15 protein-coding genes are annotated in these 14,212 nt (G+C 66.9%); 3 read left to right on the top strand and 12 right to left on the bottom strand.

Annotated features, from left to right (window positions below):
- The 3 genes from QZZ33_RS07695 to QZZ33_RS07685 form a co-directional block, all read right to left on the bottom strand.
- Positions 1-725: M50 family metallopeptidase (locus QZZ33_RS07695; RefSeq protein WP_291379192.1), on the bottom strand; the 725-nt coding region annotated here is incomplete at its 3' end.
- 35 nt (positions 726-760) lie between these two features.
- Positions 761-1,621, bottom strand: coding sequence for an ABC transporter permease (locus QZZ33_RS07690; RefSeq protein ID WP_291379191.1), 861 nt, complete (start codon positions 1,619-1,621; stop codon positions 761-763).
- Positions 1,618-2,586, bottom strand: a complete 969-nt coding sequence (locus tag QZZ33_RS07685) for an ATP-binding cassette domain-containing protein (RefSeq protein ID WP_291379190.1) — start codon at positions 2,584-2,586, stop codon at positions 1,618-1,620. Before QZZ33_RS07685 ends, QZZ33_RS07690 begins: the two co-directional genes overlap by 4 nt.
- A 97-nt stretch (positions 2,587-2,683) precedes the next feature.
- Between QZZ33_RS07685 and QZZ33_RS07680 the strand changes: the two genes are divergently transcribed.
- Positions 2,684-3,370 carry a TetR/AcrR family transcriptional regulator gene (locus QZZ33_RS07680; RefSeq protein WP_291379189.1) on the top strand — a complete coding sequence of 229 codons (687 nt, stop codon included), beginning with the start codon at positions 2,684-2,686 and terminating at the stop codon, positions 3,368-3,370.
- Between the two features lie 13 nt (positions 3,371-3,383).
- Here QZZ33_RS07680 and QZZ33_RS07675 read toward each other — a convergent pair whose 3' ends face one another.
- The 7 genes from QZZ33_RS07675 to QZZ33_RS07645 form a co-directional block, all read right to left on the bottom strand.
- Entirely contained in the window at positions 3,384-3,686 is a 303-nt protein-coding gene (locus QZZ33_RS07675) for a DUF427 domain-containing protein (protein ID WP_291379188.1), read from the bottom strand.
- Complete coding sequence (locus QZZ33_RS07670; RefSeq protein ID WP_291379187.1) at positions 3,683-4,669, bottom strand: alpha/beta hydrolase; 987 nt, start codon at positions 4,667-4,669, stop codon at positions 3,683-3,685. The genes QZZ33_RS07675 and QZZ33_RS07670 overlap by 4 nt, the downstream gene beginning before the upstream one ends.
- A 34-nt stretch (positions 4,670-4,703) precedes the next feature.
- Entirely contained in the window at positions 4,704-5,822 is a 1,119-nt protein-coding gene (locus tag QZZ33_RS07665) for a branched-chain amino acid aminotransferase (RefSeq protein WP_291379186.1), read from the bottom strand.
- Between the two features lie 119 nt (positions 5,823-5,941).
- Complete coding sequence (locus tag QZZ33_RS07660) at positions 5,942-6,982, bottom strand: 3-isopropylmalate dehydrogenase (RefSeq protein WP_291379185.1); 1,041 nt, start codon at positions 6,980-6,982, stop codon at positions 5,942-5,944.
- A 26-nt stretch (positions 6,983-7,008) separates the two neighbouring features.
- On the bottom strand, positions 7,009-8,040 hold the full coding sequence (gene ilvC, locus QZZ33_RS07655) for a ketol-acid reductoisomerase (RefSeq protein ID WP_291379184.1): 1,032 nt from the start codon (positions 8,038-8,040) through the stop codon (positions 7,009-7,011).
- 70 nt (positions 8,041-8,110) lie between these two features.
- Positions 8,111-8,632, bottom strand: coding sequence for an acetolactate synthase small subunit (ilvN, locus tag QZZ33_RS07650; RefSeq protein WP_291379183.1), 522 nt, complete (start codon positions 8,630-8,632; stop codon positions 8,111-8,113).
- Positions 8,633-8,634: 2 nt separating this feature from the next.
- The gene (locus QZZ33_RS07645) at positions 8,635-10,485 is read right to left on the bottom strand and encodes an acetolactate synthase large subunit (protein ID WP_291379182.1); all 1,851 of its coding nucleotides are present in this window, start codon (positions 10,483-10,485) and stop codon (positions 8,635-8,637) included.
- Positions 10,486-10,823: 338 nt separating this feature from the next.
- On the opposite strand from QZZ33_RS07645, the gene QZZ33_RS07640 reads away from it, so the two are divergent.
- On the top strand, positions 10,824-11,459 hold the full coding sequence (locus QZZ33_RS07640) for a TetR/AcrR family transcriptional regulator (protein ID WP_291379181.1): 636 nt from the start codon (positions 10,824-10,826) through the stop codon (positions 11,457-11,459).
- A 2-nt stretch (positions 11,460-11,461) separates the two neighbouring features.
- Positions 11,462-12,421 (top strand): DUF5692 family protein, encoded by a 960-nt coding sequence (locus QZZ33_RS07635; RefSeq protein WP_291379180.1) that lies wholly within the window; start codon positions 11,462-11,464, stop codon positions 12,419-12,421.
- Here the strand turns inward: QZZ33_RS07635 and QZZ33_RS07630 are convergent.
- Both QZZ33_RS07630 and QZZ33_RS07625 read right to left on the bottom strand, forming a co-directional pair.
- Positions 12,390-13,097 (bottom strand): tyrosine-protein phosphatase, encoded by a 708-nt coding sequence (locus tag QZZ33_RS07630; protein WP_291379179.1) that lies wholly within the window; start codon positions 13,095-13,097, stop codon positions 12,390-12,392. The genes QZZ33_RS07635 and QZZ33_RS07630 overlap by 32 nt on opposite strands.
- A 5-nt stretch (positions 13,098-13,102) precedes the next feature.
- Positions 13,103-14,212: dihydroxy-acid dehydratase (locus tag QZZ33_RS07625; protein ID WP_291379178.1), on the bottom strand; the 1,110-nt coding region annotated here is incomplete at its 5' end.

The raw sequence follows: 14,212 nt of genomic DNA, 5'->3' as shown, positions 1-14,212 counted from the left end.
CCCCCGACCACATCCCCCAGCATCAGCCACGCGCCACCAGCGGCGCAGGCCACGGTCACCAGCCAGAACACCCCCACCCACATCACGCCGGGCACACGCGTCGACCGAGCAAGGGCGTCGGCGTCGGAGGTGCGACCGCCCGCCGTCCGCCGCGAACCGTGCAACTCCACCACGGCGCGCACCGCGCCCAGCAGCAACAACCAGGCGACGGCATAGGCCACGCCCACGCGCCACGGGTCAGGCGCGGCCCACGCCAGCCACCCGAAGCCGCCCACCGCGAGCACCATCACAAAGAACCCATACACATTGCGGATCTGCACCAACACCAGCACCAGCAGCACCACCGCGATCCACAGCAGCGCGTACGCGTAGCCTGCGCCCAGCAGGGCGGCTGCCCCAAGCCCAAGCAGAGCAGGCGCCGGGTAACCCGCAAACGCGGTGAGCGCCAACGGCAGTCGCTTGGTCGATCCGGAGTGTGTGGTGAGCCCCGAGGTATCCGCGTGCAGCCTGATTCCGCGCACATCGCGGCCCAGCAACGCGGCAACGCCTGCGTGCCCCGCCTCGTGCGCGATGGTGACCACGTGTCGCACCACGTGCCACAGCTGGGGCACTAGCAGGCACACCACCACTACCGCCAAGGGCCACAACGCGGCCGCGGTGGACGCGACCACCTGCGTCGTGACGTCGTCCCACACAGTGCTCCATACGTCCGCGATGCCGCTCATGCGTCCAACCTAACGCCCGCACGGCGCACGCAGTCCTACCTGGGGTCGCGGTACTTCCACATGGTGAGCGTTCCGAACACCGCGACCAGCCCCGCAGACCACAGCAGCGCCAGCGGAAGGCTCGAGCCCACCGGGGTGCCGCCCATCAGATCGCGCACGCTGGTGACCAGGTGCGAGACAGGGTTCACCTCGACCCACGCTTGCAGCCAGCCGGGCATGGTCGAGGGGTCCACAAAGATGTTCGACCCAAACGTGATGGGCGTGATGATCATCATCGACACGCCCATGATCGAGTTGGCGGAGCGCAGCAGCAGGCTGAGGAACGTCCAGATCCAACCCAACGAGAACGCGAACACCAGGATCAGCAGCACGCCAAGCGTCACGCCGGCGAAGCCACCGCCGGGCCGCCACCCCAGGAACAGCCCCACAACAGCCGTCACGATGGCGGCAATCGTAAAGCGCACCGTGTCGCCCAGCAGCATCCCCACGAGCGCCGACGGCCGCCAGATCGGCAAGGACCGGAACCGGTCAAAGACGCCCTTCTCGATGTCGGTCCGCAGCGTGTGCCCGGTGTACATCGTGATCATGATGAGCGACTGCACCATGATGCCTGGCAGGAAGAACTGCACGTAGTCCTCGGTGCTGCCCGCGAGCGCCCCGCCAAACAGCACCGTGAACATGAGCGTCATGATGATGGGGAACGCCGTCACGTCGAACAGTTGCTCCGGCACGTGCTTGATCTTGAGCAGCGCGCGCCACCCAAAGGTGAGCGACGTGGACAAAGGTCCAGGGCGTTGCGGCCGCTCGGTGCTGGCCAAGGCGGACACAATCGCCGACGCTTGGGGCGCCTTCTCCTCCTTGGGCGGCGCGGTGGTGGTGTCGGTAGGCGTGCTCATGCCGCGACCTCCTCGTCGGTCGACTCCTCAGCGGGATGGCCGGTGAGGGCCAAGAAGACCTCGTCCAGCGTCGGCTGCCCCAAAGCGAACTGAGCCAACTCGACGCTTGCCCCCTCGAGCGCGGTGAGTGCGCGGGTGACGGGGCCGGAGGCCTCGACGGCAGCGGTGAGGCCCTGTGGGTCCACCATCTCGACCACCTCGACACCCAGCTCCCGCTCAAGGATCGCCTTCGCGGCGGGACGGTCCGCGCGATGCATCACGCGCACGTGAAGCGACCCGCTCCCCACGGACGCCTTGAGCTCGCTCGAAGTGCCCTCCGCGATGATCTTGCCGCGGTCGATCACGGAGATGCGGTCGGCCAACTGGTCTGCCTCGTCGAGGTACTGCGTGGTGAGCATGACGGTGGTGCCACTGCCCACCATGGCGCGGATGATGTCCCACACCTCGTTGCGGCTGCGCGGGTCGAGGCCGGTGGTGGGCTCGTCCAGGAACAGCAACTCAGGCGTGACGACGATGCTCGCGGCGATGTCAATGCGCCTGCGCATGCCGCCGGAGTACTTCTTCACCTGGCGGTCGGCGGCGTCGTCAAGCCCGAACGCGCCCAAAAGTTCATCCGCTCGCTTGAGCGCCTGAGGGCCCGAGTAGCCGAACAACTTGCCGATCAGGCGCAGGTTCTCGCGGCCGGTGAGGTCGCCGTCGACGGAGGCGAACTGGCCGGTGAGGCTCACCAGCGAGCGCACCTCGTCGGCCGCATGAATGACGTCATGCCCCAGCACGGTGGCCGTGCCGGCGTCGGGCCTCAGCAGGGTCGCGAGCATGCGAATGCACGTGGTCTTGCCCGCGCCATTGGGCCCAAGGAAGCCGTGGATACCGCCGCGTTCGATCGCGAGGTCCACGCCGTCGACCGCGCGTTCCTTACCAAAGACCTTGACGAGACCGTGCGTCTCGATGGCCAGTTCTGTCATGGGGAGGCTGCCTTCTGTGGGGACTTCCCAGGTGGTGGGGACTCAGTGTATACACTGTCCACATGGGCCAAGTCCACAATGTACACACGCTGGGGGCGTGAGGCAACAGATGAGCCCGCAGGTCACGAGCTACCACCACGGGGACCTGCGCCCCGCGCTCATCGACGCGGCGCTTGACCTCGCGCGCGAAGGCGGACCAGGGGGCCTGAGGCTCAGGGAGATCACCCGCGCTGCAGGTGTCACCCCCAACGCGGCGTACCGGCACTTCGAGGACCTCGACGCGCTGGTGTTGGCAGCCGCGCAGGTGGCACAACATCGCCTGGCCGCCGCGATGCGGGAGCAGATCGACGCGTTGCTCGCCGACGCCGACGCCGACGCCGGGGCGGCAGGGGCAGCGGTCACCAGGCTTCGTGGCGTGGGGCTGGGGTACATCCACTTCGCGATCGCAGAGCCAGGGTGGTTCGAGCTCGCGCTACTGACGTTCGACCAGCACGCGAGCGGCGAGCCGACTGTCACGGTGGATGCGCAAGTCCCGCCGCCGTTTCAATTGCTGCTGGACGCGCTCGACGACATGGCCGCGGCCAGCGTGCTCACGCCTCAGGAGCGCGTGGACGCCGAGTGGCCGTGCTGGTCCGCTGTGCATGGCTTCGCTGATATGGCCACGCGCGGGCCACTCAAGCACCAGGCGCCAGAGGTGCTGTCAGCGCTCGGCGCGCACGTGGTGGACCGCATCATCGCTGGGATCAGCCAACCCGTGGCCGCCAGCGAATCGGCAGAACCCTAACGACGATCAGCCGCTATTCCGAGACGTCGACAGACCGGTCGAACGCCACGTAGCCGGAATAGTCCTTGCCCACACGATCGAAGGACCCTGGCAGGGGCTCTGGATAGCTCCAGGCCACGTCAACGTGCTCGCCGTCGTCAAGGCGGGCACTGAAGTACTGGGCGTCGCCCTTCCACCCGCAGTGATACTCCGTGGGGCTACCGATCATGACGTCGTCGCGCACGCTGGCGGGCGGGAAGTACCAGTTGCCCTCGATGCGGATCAGCTCATCCTTGTCCGCCTGCGCAAGGACCGTGCCGTTGAGTACTGCCTTCATGCGTGCCTCCTCGTGTGCCGGTGTTCCTCCTGTTCCAACGCGCCAGCGCCCAGGTTCTTCCACCACGCGTCAAGAAGCCGCGCGTGTTCCGCGGGACGGTCGATCCACGGCTGGTGGCCAGCGCCGGCCATCACCCGCACGGTGGACCCGCGGGCGTGCGCCGCCCAGGAGCGCACACGATCCGGCGTCGCGAACGGGTCGTTCTCCCCCGCCACCCACAGCGTCGGCGCCTGGACGGACTCGATCTCTGTGCTGCTCGCCACCCATCGAGCGCGCGGCCCTCTCCACGTCGCGGCCAGACGCATCAACTGCATCTCGTGCGCATAGGTATTGGTGTCGCGCGACAACGCGTAGCGCCACTCGAGGTCCGCCTTTGAGAGGCCGCCGTTGCGCACCAGCGCACCGTGACCCATGGTCTTGAAGGACCGCCGCAGGTCTCGCTCGTTGACGTGGTGCCGCGCGACCGCACGCGCCACAGGTGCGAACGTGGCGGCGCGCATCCACACCGGAAGACTCATTCCCTGCACCGCCGGCGCGCCCAACAGCGCGAGGGTGCTCACCAGGTCGGGACGTCGCGCGGCAAGCACGAGCGCCGCCAGGCCGCCGGCGGAACTCGCGACCACGTCAACCGGCCCGTCCGCGACGGCGGTGATCAGCGGCGCCATCCACGCCTCGATCACGGCGCGCATCCGTTCAGGGCTCAGGCCAGCGAAGTCGAGTGGTTCGCTCAGCCCACATCCGGGCCGGTCCACCACGATGGCGCGCACGCCGCTCAACTGACCCACGAGCGGCACGAACACCCCGCCAGCAGTGGGTGTTCCATGCACAAAGAGCACGGGGCGGCCCTCACCATGCTCAAGCGCCCGCACGCGCAGCCCGAGCGCGTCGACCTCCACCCACCGCTCGTGGGGCTCCATCCCGTGGTGGTTCCACATCGCCCGCTCGGCCTCGCGGTAGCGCTGTTCGTGGCTCTCAGGCTTCATCAGGCCATCGTGCCTTGTTCAGGGCCAGTGCGCCCTACACCACCCGCTGCATCCACCCGTAAGTGTCTTCAGCCCGCCCGTACTGGATGTCGGTGAGCGCCTTGCGGATGCGCATCGTCACCTCGCCAGCCACTCCCCCGTTGATGGTCACGTCGAACTCCGGGGACGCGAGCCGGCCCACGGGGGTGACCACGGCGGCCGTGCCGCAAGCGAATACCTCGGCGATGTCGCCAGACTCGACGCCCGCAACCACCTCGTCGGCCGTGATGTCCTTCTCGATCACCTTGAAGTTCTCGTCCTCCAGCAACTGGATCACGGAGGCCCTGGTGATGCCCTCAAGGATGGTGCCGGTGAGGCGCGGGGTCTCGATGGTGCCGTCGCGACGCACCGCGAACACGTTCATGCCGCCCAGCTCTTCCAGGTAGCGGCTCTCGCGTGCGTCGAGGAACAGCACCTGCTGGCAGCCGTTGTCGTACGCCTGCTGCTGAGGCAGCAACGAGGCCGCGTAGTTGCCGCCGCACTTGGCCGCACCGGTGCCGCCCGGGCCCGCGCGGTGGAACCCCTGCGCCACCCAGATGGACACCGGCTTGACCCCACCGGCGAAGTACGGGCCCACCGGCGAGGCGATCAGCAGGTAGTCGATCACGTTTGCGGGGCGTACGCCAAGGAACGCCTCGGACGCGAACATGAACGGACGCAGGTACAGGCTGCTCTCCTCCACGCCTGGCACCCACGCATTGTCGACGGCCAGCAGCGAGGCGACGGAGCCAAGAAAGTCCTCGACCGGCAGCTCAGGGAGGGCCATCCGGCGCGCCGAGCGGTTGAAGCGCTCCGCGTTAGCGGCGGGACGGAACAGCCACACCGAGCCGTCGGCCCACCGGTACGCCTTGAGACCCTCGAAGATCTCCTGGGCATAGTGCAGCACCGCCGCGGCGGGGTCGAGCGTGAGCGGGCCGTAGGGCTCCACCCGCCTGTCCTCCCAGCCGCCGTTCTTTGTCCACGTGATGCGGGCCATGTGGTCGGTGAACTGGGTGCCGAACTTGAGATCGGCAAGGGCGGCCTCGCGGTCCGCATCCGACATGGGCGAGGGGTTGGCGACGACGCGGAAGGCCCCATCGTGGGATGCGACGGCCGATGCGGTGGTGTCGGTCACTTCGGAGCCTTCCTTCGGTGCTGCGTCGTCAACGTGTGCGCTGGAAGTGCATGAGTGCTCACCTGCGGCGGGAACGTCCACTCATGCACTTCCAGGGCACGCCAAGGCATGAGTAGGGCCTAACCCTTGATGAGCGCGGCGATCGCGTCGCCCACCTGAGCGGTGGTGCGGGGCGTGTCGCCCTTGGACGCTGCGTCGGCCGCGACGGCGGACTCCACCTTGGCGGCCAGGTCCGAATACCCCAAGAACTCGAGCATCATGGCCACAGACAACACCGTCGCCGACGGGTCGGCAATGCCCTTGCCCGCGATGTCCGGCGCGGAGCCGTGGACGGGTTCGAACATCGACGGGCCAGTCTTGTCGGGGTTGACGTTGCCGGACGCCGCCAGACCGATGCCGCCACTGATGGCGGCCGCCTCGTCCGTCAGGATGTCGCCAAACAGGTTGTCCGTGACGATCACGTCGAACGATGCGGGGTCGGTGACCAGCTTGATGGTCGCGGCGTCCACGTGCAGGTAGTCCCACGTGACGTCAGGGAACTCCGGCGCGACGGCCTCCACCGTGCGGCGCCACAAGTGCCCCGCGTGCACCAACACGTTGTGCTTGTGCACCAGCGTGACGTGCTTGCGGGGGCGGCCTGCGGCCACGTTGAAGGCGTAGCGCACCACGCGCTCCACCCCGTGACGGGTGTTGACCGACACCTCCGTCGCGATCTCGTGGGGCGTGTCGACACGGAGCGCGCCGCCGTTGCCCACGTACGGGCCCTCGGTGCCCTCTCGCACCACCACAAAGTCGATCTCGCCTGGGTTCGCCAACGGCGACACCTCGCCTGGGTACAGGCGCGAGGGGCGCAGGTTGACGTACTGGTCGAGCTCGAAGCGCAGCTTGAGCAGCAAACCACGCTCCAAGACGCCCGACGGCACGGTCGGGTCGCCGATCGCGCCCAGCAGGATCACGTCGTGACCCTTGATGGCCGCGAGGTCTTCGTCGGTCAGCGTCTCGCCCGTGGCATGCCATCTGGCGGCGCCCAGGTCGAACTCGGTGGTCTCGAACGCGATGTCCGTATCCGCTGTCGCGGCGGCGAGGCACTTGAGCCCTTCCGCCACCACCTCAGGGCCGATGCCGTCGCCAGCAACCACGGCGAGGCGGTAGGTCGTCACTGCGTCTTTCAATCCAGCGCCGCCCACTACCGTGCCGTCTGGCCGTCGACGTAGTCAGCGTCGGCGGCTGCGGTCGACCATGCGAAGAGCTTGCGCAGTTCGCGGCCGGTGGTCTCGATGGGATGACCCTCGCCCTTGGCGCGCAGTTCCTTGAACTCGAGACCGCCGTTGTCTTGGTCGTCGATAAAGCGCTTGGCAAACGCGCCGGACTGGATGTCTGCCAACACTGCCTCCATGTTCGCCTTGACCTCCGGCGTGATGACGCGCGGGCCCGACACGTAGTCGCCATACTCGGCGGTGTCGGACACTGACCAGCGCTGCTTGGTGATGCCGCCCTCGTGGATGAGGTCGACGATCAGCTTGAGCTCGTGAAGCACCTCGAAGTACGCGATCTCGGGCTGGTAGCCAGCCTCGGTGAGCACCTCGAAGCCGTACTGGATCAACTGGGACGTGCCGCCGCACAGTACGGACTGCTCGCCGAACAGGTCCGTCTCGGTCTCTTCGGTGAACGTGGTCTTGATGACGCCTGCACGGGTGCCGCCGATGCCCTTGGCGTAGGACTTCGCGGTCTCCCATGCCTGGCCGGAGGCGTCTTGCTCCACGGCGATGATGTCGGGGATGCCGCGGCCTGCGACAAACTCGCGGCGCACCGTGTGGCCTGGGGCCTTGGGGGCGACGAGGATGACGTCGACGCCCTCCGGCGCCTCGATGTAGCCAAAGCGGATGTTGAAGCCGTGGGCGAAGGCCAGCGTCTTACCAGGCACCATGTGGGGCTTGATCTCGTCGTTGTAGATGGTGCGTTGGTACTGATCTGGCGCCAGGATCATGATGAGGTCGGCCCACTCGGCAGCGTCGGCGACCGTCATCACGGTGAAGCCAGCGGCCTCTGCCTTGTCGCTCGAATTGGAGCCCAGGCGCAGTGCGACTCGCACGTCAACGCCGGAGTCACGCAGGTTCTGCGCGTGGGCGTGACCCTGAGAGCCGTAGCCGACGATGGCCACCTTTTTGCCCTGAACGATTGCGAGGTCGGCGTCCTTTTCGTAGAACAACTCAGCCATGTGGGGTGTCTTCTCCTTGGGTTGGGATGCCCGCGCGTGAGCCGGGCCACTGTCAAGAAACTAGCGCCTGTCAGGCAATGACGCGATCAAGCGCCCTCTCGGTGATGGAGCGTGCACCCCGGCCGATGGCCACGGTCCCGGACTGGACGATCTCCCGCAGGTCGTGCGGAGCGAGCGCGGCAAGGAGCGCCTCGATCTTGTCGGGATTGCCGATCGCCTCGATCACGAGCGAGTCAGGGGCGACGTCCACCACGTGGGCGCGGAACAGGTCCACGATCTGCAGCACCTCGGCGCGCTGGCGTGCATCGCAACGCACCTTGACCAGCAGCATTTCGCGCTGCACCGACTTGGCCGCGTCGAGTTCCACGATCTTGAGCACGTGCACCAGCTTGTTGAGCTGCTTGGTGACCTGCTCAAGCGGCAACTCATCCACGTCGACCACCACGGTGATGCGCGAGATCTCGGGATGCTCGGTGGGACCCACCGCGAGCGAGTGAATGTTGAAGGCCCTGCGCGAGAACAGTCCCGCCACGCGTGCGAGCACGCCGGGCTTGTTCTCCACCAGTACTGACAGAGTGTGCTTGCTACTCACGGTCACGCCTCCTCGCGGTCCCACTCGGGGGCGACGCCCCGTGCGTACTGAATCTCGTCATTGCTCACGCCAGCGTTGACCATCGGCCACACCATCGCGTCCTTTGACACGGTGAAGTCGACCACCACTGGCTGATCGTCGATCTCGTTGGCGCGCTTGATGGTGGCGTCCACATCGGCGTCGGTTTCGCAGCGCAGGCCCACACAACCCATCGCTTCCGCCAACTTCACAAAGTCGGGGACGCGTCGAGTTCCGTGGCCGGTGTGGAGGTCGGTGTTCGAGTAACGTCCCTCGTAGAACAGCGTCTGCCACTGGCGCACCATGCCGAGCGAACTGTTGTTGATGACCCCCACCTTGATGGGAATCCCGTTCAGCGCGCACGTGACCAGTTCTTGGTTGGTCATCTGGAAGCAACCGTCGCCGTCGATCGCCCACACCGTCTGGTCTGGCATGCCCACCTTGGCTCCCATCGCGGCTGGCACGGAGAAGCCCATGGTGCCAAGACCGCCGGAGTTGATCCAGGCGTTGGGTCGCTCGTACTTGATGTACTGGCTGGCCCACATCTGGTGCTGGCCCACGCCAGACACGAAGATGGTCGACTGCGGGTCGTTGAGTTCGCCGAGCCGTTGGATCACGTGCTGGGGGCTTGACAGCCCGTCATGCGTGGCCGTGTAGCCCAGCGGGTAGGTGGCGCGCCAGTCGTTGACCTGCATCCACCACGCCTCGAGGTCTGGCTTGCCGTGCTTGCGCTGCTCCTCGACAAGCGCGGGGACCAGTTCGCTCAGCACTTCCTTGAGGTCTCCGACGATCGGCACGTCGACCGCGCGGTTCTTGCCGATCTCCGCAGGGTCGATGTCCACGTGCACCACGGTGGCGTGCTTGGCAAAGCTGTCGAGCTTTCCCGTCACGCGGTCATCGAAGCGGGCGCCGAGCGAGACCACCAGGTCAGCCTTCTGCAGCGCGGCCACGGCGGGGACGGTGCCGTGCATTCCTGGCATGCCAAGGTGCTGCGGGTGGCTGTCTGGGAGCGCGCCGCGTGCCATCAGGGTGGTCACCACTGGCGCACCCGAGAGGTCCACCAGTTGGCGCAGGCCCTCCGAGGCGCGCGAGCGGATCACGCCGCCGCCCACGTACAGGACGGGCCTGCGGGAGGTGGCGAGTAACCTTGCCGCCTCTTGCACGGTCTTGGCGTGCGGCTTGGCACCCGAGTTGAAGCCTGGCAGTTCGATGCGCTCCGGCCACGCGAAGGTCGCGCTTGATTGGAGCGCAGACTTGGCGATGTCTACCAGCACGGGGCCGGGGCGGCCGTGGCTCGCGATGTAGAACGCCTGCGCGATCGCAGGGCCGATGTCTGCCGGGTCCTTGATCAGCATGTTGTGCTTGGTGATCGGCGCCGTGATGCCCACGATGTCGGCCTCTTGGAAGGCGTCGGTGCCGATGTGGGAGGCGGCGACCTGGCCGGTGATCGCGACCATGGGAATCGAGTCCATGTTTGCGTCAGCGATGGGCGTCACCAGGTTGGTGGCGCCGGGGCCAGACGTCACGATGCACGCACCGGTGCGCCCGGTGGCGTGGGCGTATCCCTGCGCCGCGTGACCCGCGCCCTGCTCGTGGCGAGTCAGGATGTGCCGCAACCTGGAGGAGTCCATGAGGGGGTCGTAAGCGGGAAGAATCGCTCCCCCTGGGATGCCGAAGATGTCGGTGACCCCCGCCAGTTCGAGCGACCGGATAAGCGCCTGGGCTCCCGTCATCGTCTCGCCAGACCCGGTGACCGCTTGCGGGTCTACTGGCCGAGGTGAGGTGGTCGCCGAGGCCCGGTGGGGCGCCTGGGGCTTGGCCTGCGCCTGAGTCATGTCACTCCCGATGTGTTGGTGCTTCGCGAAGCCACTTGCAGTCGCCTCGCATGAAAAAACCCCTCGGACCTGAAGGACCTCGGGGAAGCGCGCGGACGATGCCGTGGTACGGGACCTAGGTGTCCGCGCGCCCGGTAACTCGTACAAGCTGCTGTCGCATGCGTTGACTGTACGCCCGCGCGTGAGCCAATGTCTACTCTTCAGACGCGAATCTCATATAGTGGTTTACAGTCTCGCCTGTCGAGACACCCTGCCTGTCTACAGAAGGTCGCGCACCCAGCGCCATCCTGGCCCAAAGTCCTATTGACGGTCTGTCAATGGCGCGTAACGTCCCTCCTATGGCCCGCACAGTCAAGACCCCTACCCTCAGGCGCGAGGAAATCCTCGCCGCCGCGAGGGAGCTGTACGCGACCCAAGGCGTGCGCGCGACCACTGTGCAAGACCTCGCCACTCACGTCGGCGTCACCCGCGGCCTCATCTACCACTACGTCGGCGACATGGATTCCCTGGTCACCCAGGTGCTTGACAGTTACATCGACCAATTCGCCGCCGACGTGCGGGCGTGGGATGCGCGCCGCACACCAGGCGACATCGACGCTGCCGTCATGGAATGCATCGGCCTGTTCCGCCGCTACGTCCCGGCTCGCGGCGATCACAAGGTGCACACGGGCCCGCCGCTTCCCCGCATCGACGACGCCGCGCTGTCCTTGCGGTTCCTCGACAGGGCGGTTGACGCCCTGGTCGACGTGCTCGAAGAGACCACGATTCCCGCCTACGCGGCGAAGCACCCGATCGAGATCGTCCACGTGCGCCACACCTTCATCGCGCTCATTCACGGACTCATCGCGCTCGTGCGCTCCCAGCCAGACGTCGGCGACGACGTCCTTGCCACGCTCGTGCGCCAGACGCTGCGACTGGCTCCCAACGCTCCAGGTGAGGGCCAATCCCCCGCCACCACACTCGAAGGAGAGTAACGATGTTCCTGTTCGGCGATATCAGTTGGCAGGCGGGCCTCATGTGGTTCGTTGTGCTCGGCGCCCTGATCGGTCTCAACGAGGTGTCGCGCCGCGGCAAGTGGGCGGGCCTTGGCCTGTTCGTGGCGTTGCCGATCGTGCTCACCATCTTCGTGTGGCCAGAGACGGCCGGCGGGGATTCCTCGACCGGCACGTGGTTTCACTGGGTCAAGGTGTACTCCGCCCTGGCCGGATGCCTGGGCTTCATGGCGATCCGCTACTACCCGCGCGTAGCCGCCAACAAGTGGGCGCTGATCTTCCCGCCGGCCATCCTTGCGATCAACATCTTCGAAGCGTGCGTCCGCGACTTCCAGGTGGGAGCGATGAACGCAGACGGCATCGTCGACGGCGTCTACATGGTTTCCGGCTCCTGGAACTACATGAACGGCATCGCCGGCATCATCAACCTCCTCGCGATCACCGGCTGGATGGGCATCTACATCTCCAAAGACAAGTCACGAGACATGATGTGGCCGGACATGATCTGGCCCTGGATCATCGCGTACGACCTGTGGAACTTCGCGTACGTCTACAACGCCGTAGGCGACCACGCCTTCTACGCTGGAGCGGCGCTGCTCATCAGCTGCACCATCCCAGCGTTCTTCATCCGCAAGGGCGCGTGGCTCCAGCACAGGGCCCACACGCTCGCTCTGTGGATGATGTTCACCATGGCGGTACCAGCCTTCGTCGGCGATTCGCAGTTCTCGGTGGAGGCGTCGCACAACCCCGCTGCGCTGTTCACGGTCTCCGCGATAGCCCTGGCAGCCAACGTCGCGCTCGCGGCGCTCCAGATCACCAAGATGGTGAAGCGTCGCAAGAACCCGCTCAAGGAAGAGGTCTACGACGACACGGCTGCGTACCGTCGCGTGGTCGAGACGATTCCTGGGTCGCCTAAGCCGACAGCCGCGCACGCAGTGCGGTGATCGTTTCGCGCGAGCCACCAGCAGCGAGGAACCACTCCTCTGCTCCACCCGCGGCGCCCCACGCGTCAAGCACCGTCTCGATCGCCACGAGCGAGGCAGTGAGCATCTCGGGCGGGAACCTGGATGAGTCGAAGACGACCCCTTGGTGGGCACTACCTGGCGCCATCAGCCGCTCGAGCACGGCTGGCATGTTGGCGGCCGTGAGCAGGTAGTCCTCGATGATGTGGTCGCGTCGCGTGCCCGTCAGGCTCAATGCGAGCGCGACAGAGACACCGGTGCGGTCCTTGCCAGCGGCACAATGCACCAGCACGGACCCCTCGGCGGTCGCGACCGTGTCGATCACGCTCACCAGCAACTGCGCGGGCCCCTGAGCGAGCATCCCCAGGTAGAGGTCGCCAAGCGTCGGCACCGTCGAGACGTGAACGGGCGAAGCGTCGGCGATGAGCGGCACCCACATGACAGTGGCACTGTCACCGTAGGGATGCAGGACGCCCCGCTCGCGGGAGTCCCGCAGATCGATTACCGTGCCGGGCGGCCACGCCGAGGCTCCCGGCGGGCCGTCGTGCGGTGCATACGGTGCATCCGATCGCCACAACACGCCGGGCCGAATGCCAGGCACGGTGGTGCCGACATCGCGTGCGTTCGCGAGGCCGCGCGGCGGCGCCCCCTGAGTCACCCCAGCTATCCGACCACGGCACCCGTCGACGCCGAGCCGACGAGCTTGCGGTACTTGGCGAGCGCCCCGCGCGTGTACTTGGGTGCCGGCGGCTCGAAGCCGACAGCGCGTGCCGCGAGCTCCTCCTCGCTGACGTGCAGGTCGAGCTTGGCGTTCGCCACGTCGAGCGTGATCTTGTCGCCGTCGCGCACAAACGCGATGGGGCCTGCGTCCACCGCTTCAGGGGCCATGTGGCCGACGCACAGACCGGTGGTTCCTCCTGAGAAGCGGCCGTCCGTCACCAGCAGGACGTCCTTACCGAGCCCCGCGCCCTTGATCGCGGCAGTGATGGCGAGCATCTCGCGCATGCCGGGACCGCCCTTGGGCCCCTCGTAACGGATGACCACCACGTCGCCGGCGGTGATGGTGCCCGCCTCGAGCGCGTCGAGCGCCTTGCGCTCACCGTCGAACACACGCGCGGTGCCTTCGAACACGCTCGCGTCGAAGCCTGCGGATTTCACGACGGCGCCGCCTGGAGCGAGCGAGCCCTTGAGGATCGTGATGCCGCCGGTCTTGTGGATCGGGTTGTTGAGGGCGCGCACCACGCGGCCGTCGATCTTCTCCGGCTTGAGATCTTCCATGTTCTGGGCGAGCGTCTTGCCGGTGACCGTCATGACGTCGCCGTGCATGAGGCCAGCGTTCAGCAGGGTGTTCATCACGGCAGGAACGCCGCCCACGCGGTCAACGTCGTTCATCACGAACTGGCCGAAGGGTTTGAGGTCTCCCAGGTGCGGCACCTTGGCGGCCACGCGCGAGAAGTCATCGAGGGTGAGATCTACGTCGGCCTCGTTGGCGATCGCTAGCAGGTGCAGTACCGCGTTGGTGGATCCGCCGAAGGCCATGACCACGGCGATGGCGTTCTCGAAGGCCTCCTTGGTCATGATGTCCCGCGCGGTAATCCCCTGGCGCAGCATGTTGACGACGGCCTCGCCCGACTTGCGGGCGTACATGTCGCGGCGGCCGTCGGCACTGGGCGGCGACGCGGAGCCAGGCAGGGACATGCCGAGTGCCTCGCCGACGGAGGCCATCGTGTTGGCCGTGTACATGCCGCCACACGCCCTCTCGCCAGGGCAGAT

Source organism: Demequina sp. (assembly GCF_016278775.1).
Classification (GTDB): domain Bacteria; phylum Actinomycetota; class Actinomycetes; order Actinomycetales; family Demequinaceae; genus Demequina.
This window is presented reverse-complemented; position numbering and strand designations above follow the sequence as displayed.

Excerpts from the sequence above, each read along its gene's own strand:
- QZZ33_RS07690 (WP_291379191.1), bottom strand. The coding sequence starts at position 1,621 with ATGAGCACGCCTACCGACACCACCACCGCGCCGCCCAAGGAGGAGAAG.
- QZZ33_RS07685 (WP_291379190.1), bottom strand. The coding sequence starts at position 2,586 with ATGACAGAACTGGCCATCGAGACGCACGGTCTCGTCAAGGTCTTTGGT.
- QZZ33_RS07675 (WP_291379188.1), bottom strand. The coding sequence starts at position 3,686 with ATGAAGGCAGTACTCAACGGCACGGTCCTTGCGCAGGCGGACAAGGAT.
- QZZ33_RS07670 (WP_291379187.1), bottom strand. The coding sequence starts at position 4,669 with ATGAAGCCTGAGAGCCACGAACAGCGCTACCGCGAGGCCGAGCGGGCG.
- ilvC (WP_291379184.1), bottom strand. The coding sequence starts at position 8,040 with ATGGCTGAGTTGTTCTACGAAAAGGACGCCGACCTCGCAATCGTTCAG.
- QZZ33_RS07645 (WP_291379182.1), bottom strand. The coding sequence starts at position 10,485 with ATGACTCAGGCGCAGGCCAAGCCCCAGGCGCCCCACCGGGCCTCGGCG.
- QZZ33_RS07640 (WP_291379181.1), top strand. The coding sequence starts at position 10,824 with ATGGCCCGCACAGTCAAGACCCCTACCCTCAGGCGCGAGGAAATCCTC.
- QZZ33_RS07635 (WP_291379180.1), top strand. The coding sequence starts at position 11,462 with ATGTTCCTGTTCGGCGATATCAGTTGGCAGGCGGGCCTCATGTGGTTC.